General features: G+C 53.6%; 13 protein-coding genes and 1 other annotated feature. Of the genes, 9 read left to right on the top strand and 4 right to left on the bottom strand.

Translation table 11 applies throughout. The annotated features are described in order from the left end of the window. Positions 1–39 precede the first annotated feature (39 nt). Entirely contained in the window at positions 40–3,405 is a 3,366-nt protein-coding gene (mscK, locus tag OGY67_RS17390; protein ID WP_048235963.1) for a mechanosensitive channel MscK, read from the top strand. Between the two features lie 39 nt (positions 3,406–3,444). Here the strand turns inward: mscK and OGY67_RS17395 are convergent, their stop codons facing one another. From OGY67_RS17395 to priC, 3 genes are all read right to left on the bottom strand, one after another. Further along, on the bottom strand, positions 3,445–4,368 hold the full coding sequence (locus tag OGY67_RS17395; RefSeq protein WP_286574294.1) for an Rpn family recombination-promoting nuclease/putative transposase: 924 nt from the start codon (positions 4,366–4,368) through the stop codon (positions 3,445–3,447). Positions 4,369–4,437: 69 nt separating this feature from the next. After that, positions 4,438–4,605, bottom strand: coding sequence for a pleiotropic regulatory protein RsmS (rsmS, locus tag OGY67_RS17400; protein WP_065772037.1), 168 nt, complete (start codon positions 4,603–4,605; stop codon positions 4,438–4,440). Between the two features lie 14 nt (positions 4,606–4,619). Continuing rightward, complete coding sequence (gene priC / locus OGY67_RS17405; RefSeq protein ID WP_048214780.1) at positions 4,620–5,147, bottom strand: primosomal replication protein N''; 528 nt, start codon at positions 5,145–5,147, stop codon at positions 4,620–4,622. A 69-nt stretch (positions 5,148–5,216) separates the two neighbouring features. Between priC and OGY67_RS17410 the strand changes: the two genes are divergently transcribed. The 8 genes from OGY67_RS17410 to hemH all read left to right on the top strand — a co-directional run bounded on the left by OGY67_RS17410 (position 5,217) and on the right by hemH (position 13,457). Further along, the gene (locus OGY67_RS17410) at positions 5,217–5,594 is read left to right on the top strand and encodes a DUF454 family protein (protein ID WP_008783969.1); all 378 of its coding nucleotides are present in this window, start codon (positions 5,217–5,219) and stop codon (positions 5,592–5,594) included. Between the two features lie 193 nt (positions 5,595–5,787). Beyond that, positions 5,788–6,339 (top strand): adenine phosphoribosyltransferase, encoded by a 552-nt coding sequence (gene apt / locus OGY67_RS17415; protein ID WP_003021759.1) that lies wholly within the window; start codon positions 5,788–5,790, stop codon positions 6,337–6,339. A gap of 210 nt (positions 6,340–6,549) precedes the next feature. Beyond that, positions 6,550–8,478, top strand: a complete 1,929-nt coding sequence (gene dnaX / locus OGY67_RS17420) for a DNA polymerase III subunit gamma/tau (protein ID WP_286574295.1) — start codon at positions 6,550–6,552, stop codon at positions 8,476–8,478. Continuing rightward, positions 7,811–7,875: a sequence feature (DnaX frameshifting element), on the top strand. Its footprint overlaps the gene before it by 65 nt. A gap of 57 nt (positions 8,479–8,535) precedes the next feature. After that, positions 8,536–8,865, top strand: a complete 330-nt coding sequence (locus OGY67_RS17425) for a YbaB/EbfC family nucleoid-associated protein (protein WP_003021764.1) — start codon at positions 8,536–8,538, stop codon at positions 8,863–8,865. Next, complete coding sequence (gene recR / locus OGY67_RS17430; protein ID WP_003831050.1) at positions 8,865–9,470, top strand: recombination mediator RecR; 606 nt, start codon at positions 8,865–8,867, stop codon at positions 9,468–9,470. The genes OGY67_RS17425 and recR overlap by 1 nt, the downstream gene beginning before the upstream one ends. 110 nt (positions 9,471–9,580) lie before the next feature. Beyond that, complete coding sequence (gene htpG, locus OGY67_RS17435) at positions 9,581–11,455, top strand: molecular chaperone HtpG (protein WP_032942554.1); 1,875 nt, start codon at positions 9,581–9,583, stop codon at positions 11,453–11,455. A gap of 231 nt (positions 11,456–11,686) precedes the next feature. Next, positions 11,687–12,331, top strand: a complete 645-nt coding sequence (gene adk / locus OGY67_RS17440; protein WP_003021773.1) for an adenylate kinase — start codon at positions 11,687–11,689, stop codon at positions 12,329–12,331. 163 nt (positions 12,332–12,494) lie between these two features. Next, the gene (hemH, locus tag OGY67_RS17445) at positions 12,495–13,457 is read left to right on the top strand and encodes a ferrochelatase (protein ID WP_003831052.1); all 963 of its coding nucleotides are present in this window, start codon (positions 12,495–12,497) and stop codon (positions 13,455–13,457) included. On the opposite strand, the gene aes is transcribed toward hemH, so the two are convergent. Next, positions 13,454–14,413, bottom strand: coding sequence for an acetyl esterase (gene aes, locus OGY67_RS17450; protein WP_003831053.1), 960 nt, complete (start codon positions 14,411–14,413; stop codon positions 13,454–13,456). The two genes, hemH and aes, sit on opposite strands and share 4 nt — an antisense overlap. Positions 14,414–14,452 lie beyond the last annotated feature (39 nt).

Genomic DNA, 14,452 nt, shown 5'->3' on the forward strand with positions numbered 1-14,452 from the left:
ATTTTCGGTCACTTTTCCGGTTCAGAAACGTTCACTCTCATGACTATGTTGCAGCTCTATAAACGTTCACAGCATCTTATTGCTATTACCATTCTTTTCTTCATTCTCTTGCTATCTTGCCAGTCGTCTGCTTTTGCGCGGGCGCAACAGAGTGGTGAACTGCCGACGAAAGCGGATATTCAGAGCCAACTGGACGCGCTGAGTAAACAAAAAGATCTCTCTGCGCAGGATAAGCTGGTCCAACAGGATCTCATCGATACCATCGCCACGTTGGATAAAATCGATCGCGTGAAAGATGAGACCGTACAGCTTCGCCAGAAAGTTGCCCAGGCACCGGAGAAAATGCGTCAGGCGACGGATGCGTTAAATTCGCTCAGCGATGTCGATAACGACGATGAAACGCGAAAAACGCTGAGTACACTCTCCTTGCGACAGCTTGAGTCGCGCGTGGCACAGGTTTTGGATGACCTGCAAAGTGCACAAAACGATCTTGCCGCTTACAACAGCCAACTGGTGTCGCTCCAGACGCAGCCAGAGCGTGTGCAGAATGCGATGTACACCGCGTCGCAGCAAATGCAGCAAATTCGTAATCGACTCGATGGCAACAATGTGGGAGAGGCTGCGTTACGCCCCAGCCAGCAGGTGTTGCTGCAGGCACAGCAGGCGCTGCTGAGTGCGCAGATCGACCAACAGCGTAAGAGCCTCGAAGGTAATACTGTTTTGCAGGATACCTTGCAAAAACAACGTGATTACGTAACAGCTAACAGTAACCGGCTTGAACATCAGCTCCAGCTTCTGCAAGAAGCGGTGAACAGCAAACGACTGACGTTAACCGAAAAGACGGCTCAGGAAGCGGTAACGCCGGATGAAGCCGAGCGTATTCAGTCAAATCCGTTAGTGAAGCAGGAACTGGACGTTAACCATCAGCTAAGTCAGCGTCTGATTGCCGCGACCGAAAACGGCAACAACCTGATGCAGCAGAATATCAAAGTCAAAAACTGGCTTGACCGCGCGTTGCAATCCGAACGCAACATTAAAGAGCAGATTGCTGTCCTGAAAGGCAGTCTGCTGCTGTCGCGTATTCTGTATCAGCAACAACAAACACTGCCGTCGGCGGATGAACTTGCCGATATGACTAACCGGATCGCTGATTTGCGTCTGGAACAGTTTGAGATAAACCAGCAGCGTGATGCGCTATTCCAGAACGATGCGTTTGTCGCCAAACTGGAAGAAGGGCACAGCAACGAAGTGAATGGTGAAGTCCATGATGCCCTGCTGCAGGTTGTGGATATGCGCCGTGAACTGTTGGATCAGCTGAACAAGCAACTGGGCAACCAGTTGATGATGGCGATTAACCTGCAAATCAATCAACAGCAGCTAATGAGCGTGTCGAAGAACCTGAAAGGGATCCTCACGCAGCAAATCTTCTGGGTTAATAGTAACCGTCCGATGGACTGGGACTGGATCAAAGCCTTCCCGCAAACGCTAAAAGACCAGTTTAAGTCGATGAAAATCACAGTGAACTGGGAAAAAGCCTGGCCCGCCGTCTTTATTGCGTTCCTGGCGGGGCTGCCACTGCTGCTTATTGCCGGGTTAATCCGCTGGCGTTTGAAATGGTTGAAAGAGTATCAGGCGAAATTAGCCGCCGCAGTAGGGAACCTGCGTAATGACAGTCAGCTCAATACGCCAAAAGCGATTCTGATCGATCTGATCCGAGCGTTACCGGCGTGCCTGATTATCCTCGCCTTGGGCCTGATTCTGCTTACCATGCAGTTGAATATCAGCGACCTGCTGTGGGCGTTCAGTAAGAAGATGACAGTCTTCTGGCTGGTGTTTGGTCTGTGCTGGAAGGTGCTGGAAAAAGATGGCGTGGCAATTCGTCATTTTGGTATGCCAGCGAAACAGACCAGCCACTGGCGCCGCCAGATCGTGCGTATTAGCCTGGCGCTGTTACCGCTCAACTTCTGGTCGGTCATTGCTGAGCTGTCGCCGCTTAATTTGATGGATGATGTGCTGGGTCAGGTAGTTATTTTCCTCAACCTGCTGCTGATCGCCTTCCTGGTATGGCCAATGTGTCGTGAAAGCTGGCGTGACAAAGAGTCGCATGGCTTGCGTCTGGTTACCATTACTGTCCTCTCAATTATCCCGATTGCATTAATGGTGCTGACGGCGACAGGGTATTTCTACACCACGTTGCGCCTGGCCGGTCGTTGGATTGAAACGGTCTATCTGGTTATCCTTTGGAACCTGCTGTATCAGACGGTACTGCGTGGATTGAGCGTGGCGGCACGGCGTATCGCCTGGCGCCGTGCCTTAGCGCGTCGTCAGAACCTGGTGAAAGAAGGGGCGGAAGGAGCCGAGCCGCAGGAAGAACCGACCATTGCGCTTGAGCAGGTTAACCAGCAAACGCTGCGTATAACAATGCTGGTGATGGTTGCGCTGTTTGGTATTCTGTTCTGGGCAATTTGGTCCGATCTAATTACCGTGTTCAGTTATCTCGATAGCATTACGCTCTGGCATTACAACGGCACCGAAGCGGGAGCTGCGGTGGTGAAAGACGTCACCATGGGCAGCCTGCTGTTTGCGATTATTGCCTCAATGGTCGCGTGGGCGCTGATCCGTAACTTACCCGGCCTGCTGGAAGTGCTGGTGCTGTCGCGACTGAAGATGCGTCAGGGCGCTTCGTATGCGATCACCACGATCCTTAACTACGCGATCATCGCCATCGGCGCGATGACGGTCTTCGGATCGCTCGGTGTTTCATGGGATAAGCTACAGTGGCTGGCAGCAGCCCTGTCGGTTGGTCTTGGTTTTGGCTTGCAGGAAATCTTCGGTAACTTTGTTTCGGGTCTGATTATTCTGTTTGAACGCCCGGTCCGCATCGGCGATACCGTGACTATCGGTACGTTCTCAGGAACGGTCAGCAAGATCCGTATCCGTGCCACCACCATTACCGACTTCGATCGCAAAGAGGTGATCATCCCGAACAAAGCATTTGTGACGGAGCGTTTGATCAACTGGTCGCTTTCCGATACCACCACGCGTCTGGTGATCCGCATCGGCGTGGCCTACGGTTCGGATCTGGATAAAGTGAAGAAAGTGCTGTTGCAGGCGGCGATGGAACACCCGAAAGTGATGCACGATCCAGAGCCTGCGGTGTTCTTTACCGCCTTCGGTGCCAGCACGCTGGATCATGAACTGCGTTTATACGTGCGTGAACTGCGCGATCGTAGCCACACGGTTGATGAACTGAACCGTGCGGTCGATCGTTTGTGCCGTGAAAACGACATTGATATCGCCTTTAACCAGCTCGAAGTGCATCTGCATAACGCGAAAGGTGATACCGTGACCGAGGTTAAGCGTGACATCATTAAAGGTGATGATCCGACGCCTTCGGTAGGTTAAGTTGCAATCAGGGCGGCATACTTGCCGCCCTGATTGCATTTAGTGCGCCAGCGCGACCAGTTCTTCCTGCGTCAGGCCTGTAAGGTGCGTAATCAGCTCCAGTTCCAGGCCGCGGGCGAGCATTTTTTGTGCGATATTACGCGCTTCAACCTGCCGACCTTCTTCTAACCCTTTTTCCAGCCCTTGTTGTATGCCTTCCACTCTGCCTTTTTCTTCCAACCATTCGGCAATCGTCATCAGCTGTTCCTTGTACTGTGGCGCACTCTGCGCCAGATGGCGGACAAGTACGCCGGGTTCCGCAGTATTTCCTGCTTTAAGCATGTAATTAATCAAAACGTCGATTTGATATTCTGTCAGATGCTCTTGTGTTAAGAGTGTGACCAGTTGATCCAATAGCTCACTCAGATCCCGTCGACGAATATGTTTTTGCAGGAGTTCCAGCATCGCTACCCGTTGATGCTGCAAGATCTGATTATCTGGCATTACGGTCAGGTCTACCAGTGTAAATTCATTGCCGTAAAGTGCTTTCGCAAGCTTTGGTTCGCTAAACAGGTGATGCCAGTTAAGGGTATAAGGCCACGGACTTTCCATACCATGGTAAAACAGGATAGGAACGACCAGAGGTAATGTCTTATGCCCGGCGTTAAGATGGTGTTGCATGGCGGCAATTGCGTAGCGCATCAGGCGAAAGGCCATGAATTTATCGGGCTTACTCTGATGTTCAATCAGTGCGTAAACGTAGCTGGGTCCATGTGTTGTTTGCAGGGAATAGAGGATATCTGAATAGCTGGTATGTAAATCGTCCTCAATAAAGCTGCCTGATTCCAGCGTTAATGTATCCATATCGCATATATTGAGAAATGCTTCAGGCAAATGGATCTGCAAAAAATCTCGGGCAACCTCCTTTTGCGTCAGCATTTGCCGAAAGACCGCGTCGTGGGGTGTGGTGGGGAGTCGTTCCATGATCTGTCCGTTATCGTCGTGATGTTGCGACGACTCTGACACCGAAGCCAATGGCAGACCAGAGGGCAATTAATCAGTTTGCGAGGTGCCTTCCGCAGTTTTAAGTTTGTTTTCATAATCACGCATGACGATCTCCAGCGCGCGTAGCACCGTTCGTGCTGGTAGCTGATTTTCCTCAAGTAAAACAATCAAATCGACGGCCAGTTTGACCTCGTCCGGGGCGTTCTCTAATGACATAAATTCTCCGGGGATTAACGGGTTAAACGCGCCAGCACGTTTTCTATTCTTGCCAGAGCATGGCGACAGCGCGCCAGCCGCGCCTCGAATGCTTCTACTTCACGATGCAGTTTTTGCTGTTCTTCAAAGCCGGTAGCCTGAGCCAGACGCTCTTTGCGTTCACGCGTCATTTCAACCAGACGGCGTTCAAATTCCTGATGTTGGACCCGCTTGCGCTGCCAGCGCGCCAGACCTGGAGAAGCGCTGTCCCACTCTCGAAGGGACCAACTGGCGGTTTCACGTGAAATCGCCTCTAACTGTGAGGCAAGGTGTTCCGCAAGCCAGGTGATTTGTGGGAGTTGCTGCTGCTCAACGGCGCGGCGCAGGGCAGTAAGATTATCGTCAGCTTCTTCCAGGCAGGCCTGCAGCAACGTGCTGCGCGTGTGAAACAGATGCCTGTCAAAGCGGGCGCTAAGCGTTGTGTGGTGCGCCAGCGGGGCGCAATGTTGTCGCAAGCGGTTAAGCTGGTTTTCGAGCGTCTGTAACAGCATGGCGGTTTTCACAACAACACTCCGATGAAAATGAGAACCGTTATGCTAAAGTAGCGATTCTCTGTGTTAAGTACTCATATTATGCAACGCATTATTCTAATCATCATTGGCTGGATAGCGGTAGTGCTAGGTACGCTGGGCGTTGTATTGCCTCTGTTGCCGACGACGCCGTTTATACTGCTGGCCGCCTGGTGTTTTGCCCGCTCATCGCCGCGTTTTCACGACTGGTTGCTTTACCGTTCGTGGTTCGGCGGGTATTTGCGCCACTGGCAAAAACACCGTGCGATGCCGCCGGGAGCAAAACCGCGCGCTATTTTGTTGATCCTGGTGACGTTTGGCATTTCACTGTGGCTGGTCAATATGATGTGGGTGCGCGGCCTGCTGCTGGTTATTCTCGCCTGTTTACTGATTTTTATGTGGCGGATCCCGGTGATTGATGAAAAACAACAAAAGCAGTAAAGCGCAATAATCGCTGTTGCAATTGTCTCTCACAGCCAGTAAATTCGACCGTTTTCGAGCACAGGCGCAGGTGGTCAAAGGTTAAGCAAGTGTAACCTTGGCTCTTATATAGACACAAAATCATTCAAGATACGTCGAGGATGAAGTGTTTAGTGCGCCGTGAAGTAATACTGTATTAATCAGGCACAAACTTATGACCGCGACAGCACAGCAGCTTGAGTTTCTCAAAAATAGCATCAAAAGCATCCACGACTACCCAAAACCGGGCATTCTCTTTCGTGATGTCACCAGTTTACTGGAAGACCCGAAAGCCTACGCCCTCAGCATTGAATTGCTGGTTGAACGCTACAAAAATGCGGGTATCACTAAAGTGGTTGGCACCGAAGCGCGTGGCTTCCTGTTTGGCGCGCCGGTAGCGTTGGGGCTGGGCGTCGGCTTTGTTCCGGTACGCAAACCCCGTAAGCTTCCGCGTGAAGTTATTGCTGAGACCTATGAGCTGGAATACGGCACCGATCAGCTGGAAATCCACGTTGATGCCATCAAACCTGGCGATAAAGTGCTGGTTGTGGACGACCTGCTGGCAACTGGCGGCACGATTGAAGCGACCGTGAAGCTGATCCGCCGTCTGGGTGGTGAAGTTACCGATGCTGCTTTTATCATTAACCTGTTTGATCTGGGCGGCGAACAGCGTCTGGAAAAACAGGGGCTTACCTGTTATAGCCTGGTTCCATTCCCGGGCCACTAATTTAGGGCTATCTTTTTTGCCATTTTGGCCCCGGTCAGTGCTCGAAATCCTCACGTACTGCGTGTACGCTCCGGTTTCTGTGCGCTGCCCGAAACCAAACTGACTGCAACGATAACGCCCGAATATAACGTGTCAACCTCGCCGTCGCTGCGAGGTTGTGTTAGCATTATCCCCCTGTGAATCCACCCTCCAGCCTTTCAGAGCCTGCCAATGAGTTATCAGGTCTTAGCCCGAAAATGGCGCCCACAAACCTTTGCTGACGTCGTCGGCCAGGAACATGTGCTGACGGCACTGGCGAACGGCTTGTCGCTAGGGCGTATTCATCATGCTTATTTGTTTTCCGGCACCCGTGGCGTCGGGAAAACCTCTATCGCCCGCTTGCTGGCGAAGGGATTAAACTGTGAAACCGGCATCACCGCCACGCCGTGTGGCGTGTGCGATAACTGCCGGGAAATCGAGCAGGGGCGTTTTGTCGATCTGATTGAAATCGACGCCGCCTCACGCACCAAAGTCGAAGACACCCGTGACCTGCTGGATAACGTCCAGTATGCGCCTGCGCGCGGTCGCTTTAAGGTCTACTTGATCGACGAAGTGCACATGCTGTCGCGCCACAGTTTTAACGCCTTGCTGAAAACACTCGAAGAGCCGCCCGCGCACGTTAAGTTCCTGCTGGCGACTACCGATCCGCAGAAGCTGCCGGTGACTATCCTGTCGCGCTGTCTGCAATTCCACCTTAAAGCGTTGGATGTCGAACAGATTCGCCATCAGCTTGAGCATATCCTCAAAGAAGAGCATATCGCCCATGAACCACGTGCACTGCAACTGCTGGCTCGCGCCGCGGACGGTAGCCTGCGTGATGCTCTGAGCCTGACCGATCAGGCGATCGCCAGCGGCGATGGTCAGGTCTCGACCGAGGCGGTCAGCACCATGCTCGGCACGCTGGACGACGACCAGGCGCTCTCGCTCGTTGAAGCGGTTGTGGCTGCGGACGGCGAACGCGTTATGGCGCTGGTAAACGACGCCGCCGCGCGCGGTATCGAATGGGAAGCGCTGCTGGTTGAGATGTCGGCTTTGCTGCATCGTATTGCCATGGTTCAGCTTTCGCCTGCCGCGCTCGGCAGCGATATGGCCGCCATTGAACAACGTATGCGTGAACTGGCGCGAATTGTTCCGCCAACCGATGTGCAGCTTTACTACCAGACTTTGTTAATCGGCCGCAAAGAACTGCCGTATGCACCGGACAGGCGAATGGGCGTCGAAATGACGCTGCTGCGTGCGCTGGCTTTTCATCCGCGCATGCCGCTCCCGGAACCTGAAGTTCCACGACAGTCGTTTGCCCCGGTCGCACCCACGGCGGTGATGACCCCGACGCAGGTGCAGCAGCAGCCTGCGCCTGCACAACAGCAACAGAATGTGCCGCTCTCCGATGCCACCAGTCAGGTGTTGGCGGCGCGTAGCCAGTTGCAACGCGCTCAGGGAGCAACCAAAGCAAAAAAGAGTGAACCGGCAGCCGTTTCCCGCGCGCGGCCGGTGAATAATGCTGCGCTGGAAAGACTGGCTTCGGTGTCGGAACGTGTTCAGGCGCGTCCGGCGGTCTCTGCGCTGGAAAAAGCACCGGCGAAGAAAGAAGCGTATCGCTGGAAAGCGACCAATCCTGTTGCAGAAGTTAAAGAAGTCGTTGCCACGCCGAAAGCGCTGAAAAAAGCGCTTGAGCATGAAAAAACGCCGGAACTGGCGGCAAAGCTTGCGGCTGAAGCCATTGAACGTGACCCGTGGGCCGCCCAGGTGAGTCAGCTCTCGCTGCCTAAACTGGTGGAGCAGGTGGCGCTTAATGCCTGGAAAGAAGAGAATGGCAACGTAGTTTGCCTGCACCTGCGTTCCACGCAGCGGCACCTAAATTCCAGCGGCGCGCAGCAAAAACTGGCTGAAGCACTGAGTTCCTTAACGGGGTCAACGGTTGAATTGACCATCGTTGAAGATGATAATCCAGCGGTGCGTACGCCGCTGGAGTGGCGTCAGGCCATTTATGAAGAGAAACTCGCGCAGGCGCGTGAGTCGATTATTGCGGATAATAACATCCAGACGCTGCGTCGTTTTTTCGATGCGGAGCTGGACGAAGAGAGTATTCGCCCCATTTGATCGTGAGCCTAATGGTTTGACGGTCGTCATCCCTTAACGTGATTGAGAGAGAAGCCTATGTTTGGTAAAGGCGGTCTGGGTAACCTGATGAAACAGGCCCAGCAGATGCAAGAAAAAATGCAGCAGATGCAGGAAGAAGTCGCCAAGCTGGAAGTGACCGGCGAATCTGGCGCGGGTCTGGTAAAAGTGACCATTAACGGCGCGCACAACTGCCGTCGCGTGGAGATCGATCCAAGCCTGCTGGAAGACGACAAAGAGATGCTGGAAGACCTGGTTGCTGCGGCATTCAACGACGCGGCGCGTCGCATTGAAGAGACGCAGAAAGAGAAGATGGCCTCTGTTTCCTCCGGAATGCAGCTGCCGCCTGGCTTTAAGATGCCGTTCTGATGCAAACCAGCCCGCTGTTAACTCAGCTTATGGAAGCACTGCGCTGTCTGCCGGGCGTTGGCCCGAAGTCGGCGCAGCGCATGGCGTTCACGCTGCTTCAGCGCGATCGCAGCGGCGGGATGCGTCTGGCACAGGCGTTAACGAAGGCAATGTCGGAAATCGGCCACTGTGCCGATTGCCGCACCTTCACAGAGCAAGACGTCTGCAACATTTGCTCGAACCCGCGTCGCCAGGAAAACGGTCAGATTTGTGTGGTGGAGAGTCCGGCGGACATCTACGCCATTGAGCAAACCGGGCAGTTTTCCGGACGTTACTTCGTGCTGATGGGACACCTGTCGCCGCTGGACGGTATTGGCCCTGATGATATCGGGCTGGATCGTCTCGAACAGCGACTGGAGTCTGAGCAAATCAACGAACTGATCCTGGCGACCAATCCTACGGTCGAAGGAGAGGCGACCGCCAACTATATTGCTGAGCTTTGCATGCAATATGGCGTTGAAGCCAGCCGTATCGCCCATGGCGTTCCGGTAGGCGGCGAGCTGGAAATGGTCGATGGCACCACGCTGTCGCACTCTCTGGCAGGACGACACAAGATTAAATTCTGAACAAACGGAGGCCGCGACGGCGGCTTCCGCTTGAAATCCTTCCCGCTTGTCCCCATTTCACCCTCAACGTGTTTTTACCATTGAAAATGGCATTGTTGAGGTAGATCTACATGAAAGGACAAGAAACTCGTGGTTTTCAGTCAGAAGTAAAACAGCTTCTGCACCTGATGATCCATTCTCTGTATTCCAATAAAGAAATCTTCCTGCGTGAGCTTATCTCTAACGCCTCGGATGCGGCAGACAAGCTGCGTTTCCGCGCCCTGTCTAACCCGGACCTGTATGAAGGCGACGGTGAGCTGCGTGTACGTGTTTCCTTCGATAAAGATAAACGTACGTTGACCATTGCCGATAACGGCGTGGGGATGAACCGTGATGACGTTATCGATCATCTGGGGACCATTGCGAAATCCGGTACTAAATCTTTCCTCGAATCCATGGGATCCGATCAGGCGAAAGACAGCCAGTTGATCGGCCAGTTCGGGGTGGGTTTCTACTCTGCGTTCATCGTGGCGGACAAAGTCACCGTGCGTACCCGCGCTGCGGGCGATAAGCCGGAAAACGGCGTGTTCTGGGAATCTGCGGGCGAAGGTGAGTACACCGTTGCCGACATCACCAAAGACGATCGCGGCACCGAAATCACCCTGCATCTGCGTGAAGGCGAAGATGAGTTCCTTGATGACTGGCGCGTACGTTCCATCATCAGCAAATATTCCGACCATATCGCGCTGCCGGTAGAGATCGAAAAATCCGAAGAAAAAGACGGCGAGACCGTGGTTTCCTGGGAAAAGATCAACAAAGCGCAGGCGCTGTGGACCCGTAACAAGTCGGAAATCAAAGACGACGAATACAACGAGTTCTACAAGCACATCGCCCACGACTTCACTGACCCGCTGACCTGGAGCCACAACCGTGTGGAAGGTAAGCAGGAGTACACCAGCCTGCTGTACATCCCGTCCCAGGCTCCGTGGGATATGTGGAACCGCGATCACAAGCATGGTCTGAAACTGTACGTCCAGCGTGTGTTTATTATGGACGACGCCGAGCAGTTCATGCCGAACTACCTGCGCTTTGTGCGCGGTCTGATAGATTCCAACGATCTGCCGCTGAACGTTTCCCGTGAGATCCTGCAGGACAGCACCGTCACCCGTAACCTGCGCAGCGCGCTGACCAAACGCGTACTGCAGATGCTGGAAAAACTGGCGAAAGACGACGCGGAGAAATACCAGACCTTCTGGAAACAGTTCGGCCTGGTACTGAAAGAAGGCCCGGCGGAAGATCACGCCAACCAGGAAACGATCGCTAAGCTGATGCGCTTCGCGTCTACGCACACTGACTCCTCCGCACAGACCGTGTCGCTGGAAGACTACGTGTCGCGGATGAAAGAAGGGCAGGAGAAAATCTACTACATCACCGCAGACAGCTATGCGGCAGCGAAGAGCAGCCCGCACCTGGAACTGCTGCGTAAGAAAGGCATCGAAGTGCTGCTGCTTTCTGACCGCATCGATGAGTGGATGATGAACTACTTGACCGAGTTCGACGGTAAGGCATTCCAGTCTGTTGCCAAAGCTGACGAGTCCATCGACAAGCTGGCGGATGAAGTTGATGAATCGGCAAAAGAAGCGGAAAAAGCGCTGACGCCGTTCGTTGAGCGCGTGAAAACCCTGCTGGGCGACCGCGTGAAAGAAGTGCGTCTGACTCACCGTCTGACCGACACGCCAGCCATCGTCACCACCGATGCGGATGAAATGAGCACCCAGATGGCGAAACTGTTTGCCGCTGCGGGCCAGGCCGTACCGGAAGTGAAATATATCTTTGAACTCAACCCGGACCACGTGCTGGTAAAACGCACGGCGGATACCCAGGATGAAGCGCAGTTCAAAGAATGGGTTGAACTGCTGCTGGATCAGGCGCTGTTTGCTGAGCGCGGCACGCTGGAAGACCCGAACCAGTTCATCCGTCGTATGAACCAGTTGCTGGTGTCCTGATACCCGTAATGTAATGCCGGATGGCGCTAACGCTTATCCGGCCTACAGCATCTCGTAATAGTATGCCGGATACGGTGTTTCCACCGCCATCCGGCATTTTCTCGCCTTATTTTTAATTTTCCCACCGTTAACCGTTTCAGCGTCGGGCGTCTTTCTTGAGCCAATTGCGTGATGGTGGTATCGTTTAGCGCTTTTTAAAAAATATCGACAACCTTTAAGGGGATTTTCGTAATGCGTATCATTCTGCTTGGCGCTCCGGGCGCGGGTAAAGGAACTCAGGCTCAGTTCATCATGGAGAAGTATGGTATTCCGCAAATCTCCACCGGTGATATGCTGCGTGCCGCCGTGAAATCTGGCTCCGAGCTGGGCAAACAAGCGAAAGACATCATGGACGCCGGTAAGCTGGTGACTGATGAGCTGGTGATCGCGCTGGTAAAAGAGCGTATTGCTCAGGAAGACTGCCGTAATGGTTTCCTGCTGGATGGCTTCCCGCGTACTATTCCGCAGGCAGACGCCATGAAAGAAGCGGGCATCAACGTGGACTACGTTCTGGAGTTCGATGTTCCTGACGAACTGATCGTTGACCGTATCGTGGGTCGTCGCGTACACGCTGCTTCTGGCCGCGTTTACCACATCAAATTCAACCCGCCTAAGGTTGAAGGTAAAGACGACGTGACCGGCGAAGAGCTGACCACCCGTAAAGACGATCAGGAAGAAACTGTACGTAAGCGCCTGGTGGAATACCATCAGATGACCGCTCCGCTGATCGGCTACTACTCTAAAGAAGCGCAGGCGGGTAACACCAAATACGCGAAAGTTGACGGCACCCAGGCCGTTGCTGACGTGCGCGCAGCGCTGGAAAAAATCCTCGGCTAATTTTTTCGCGTAATAAACCTCTTATCAGGCCTGCCATTATCGCGTAGGCCTGATAAGCGTAGCGCCATCAGGCAAATTCTCGTCTTACCTCTCACAGCAATTAGTTCTTCTTTATCGCTTTTCCGCTACAATTATCAACAATTTGAATCGATAAGAGGCGGTAATGCGTCAGACGAAAACCGGTATCCTGCTGGCAAACCTCGGCACTCCCGATGCCCCAACCCCCGAAGCCGTTAAGCGCTACCTGCGCCAGTTTTTAAGCGATCCACGCGTAGTTGATACGTCACCTGCACTGTGGTGGCCGTTGCTGCGCGGGGTGATTTTACCGTTGCGTGCGCCACGCGTAGCCAAGCTGTACCAGTCAATCTGGATGGAAGATGGTTCCCCGCTGATGGTTTATAGCAAGGCACAACAGCGGGCCCTGGCAGAACGCCTACCAAATACCCCTGTTGCGCTGGGAATGAGCTACGGTTCGCCGTCGCTTGAAAGCGCGGTCGATGAACTGTTGGCAAGCGGGGTTGAACACATGGTGGTGTTACCGCTGTACCCGCAATATTCCTGTTCGACGGTGGCGGCAGTCTGGGACGAACTGGCCCGTATCTTAGCGCGTAAACGCGGTATTCCTGGCGTTTCATTTATTCGTGATTACGCCGATGACAGCAGCTACATCGATGCGCTGGCGAAGAGTGCCCGGGATTCATTTGCTCAACACGGTGAACCTGATTTGCTGCTGCTCTCCTATCACGGCATTCCGCAGCGTTACGCCGATGAAGGCGATGACTACCCGCAGCGCTGTCGCGATACCACCCGAGAGCTGGTTTCAGCGCTTGGTCTGCCGCCAGAAAAAGTAATGATGACCTTCCAGTCTCGCTTTGGTCGCGAACCGTGGCTGACGCCGTATACCGACGAAACGTTAAAAATGCTGGCGGAGAAAGGGACACAACATATCCAGGTTATGTGTCCGGGCTTCTCGGCAGATTGCCTCGAAACGCTGGAAGAGATAGCGGTACAAAACCGGGAGATTTTCCTCGAAGCTGGCGGTAAGCAATATGAGTATATTCCGGCGCTTAATGCCGCACCGGAACATATCGAAATGATGGTTAAACTGACCGACGCTTACCGTTAAAGCTGGGCTCTGAAGTAACGAGCGCCTTCCCGTAACGCATCGTCGGCGGTTTTCATCATTCGCGAATAGTGCAGGAAGGCGTGCAGCGTACCGGGGTACATTTTGTACTGGCAGGGCTGCTGATGCGCCTGCAACGTCTGGAATAGTAAGCGGCTATCGTCAATCAGCGGATCAAACTCAGCGCCAGCGATAAAACACGGTGGCACGTCACGCGTCAGATCGTTATTAAACAGGCAATAATACGGTGACTCGCGATCGTCAGCGCTACGCAGGTACGCGTTTTCGTACATCTGCAAGTCCTCGCGGGTTAACCCATCCCACGCTCCGCCCATCAGCCGTCGACTCAGTGAATCTTGCAGGCCGTAAAGCCCATACCACAAAAGCACCCCAGCCACCTTGCCGCAGACAATGCGTTTATCCCGCAGCCACAGAGCACTGGCAAGCGCCAGCATGGCTCCGGCGGAATCGCCCGCAAAACCGATATGATTCACATTAAGAGAATAGTCGCCAGCGTGCTGATGAAAATACTGGCAGACGGCGGCAATCTCTTCGATGGCTTGCGGGAAACGGGCTTCTGGCGCAAGCGAATAGTCGATACCAATTACCGTGCACTGCGTATAGCGTGCCAGCAAGCGCATAATACGGTCGTGGGTATCCAGATTACCGAGAATAAAACCGCCGCCGTGCAGATAATACAACGTTGCCAGGCTATGAGGCTGCGGTGAGTAAATACGTGTGGCCACGGGGCCGCATGCGGTAGAAATAACGCATTCGCGGGTATTCATCTCTGGGGCATCGGCATTCCACAACTGCCGTTCATGAATGTAGTGTTGGCGCTGGGCCACGAAGTCATCTGCAGCGGGCCACGGCGGCAGATCGTCGCGATGAAAATTCACCACGCTTTTCATTTCATCCGAAATTCTGTCGAGTACGGGGATCTTGTTTTCCGGCTTCATAAAACGCTCCTTGTGAAGGTGAGTTATTGTAGAAATTAA

It is taken from the genome of Citrobacter sp. Cpo015, from assembly GCF_030333035.1.
Taxonomy (GTDB): domain Bacteria; phylum Pseudomonadota; class Gammaproteobacteria; order Enterobacterales; family Enterobacteriaceae; genus Citrobacter; species Citrobacter portucalensis.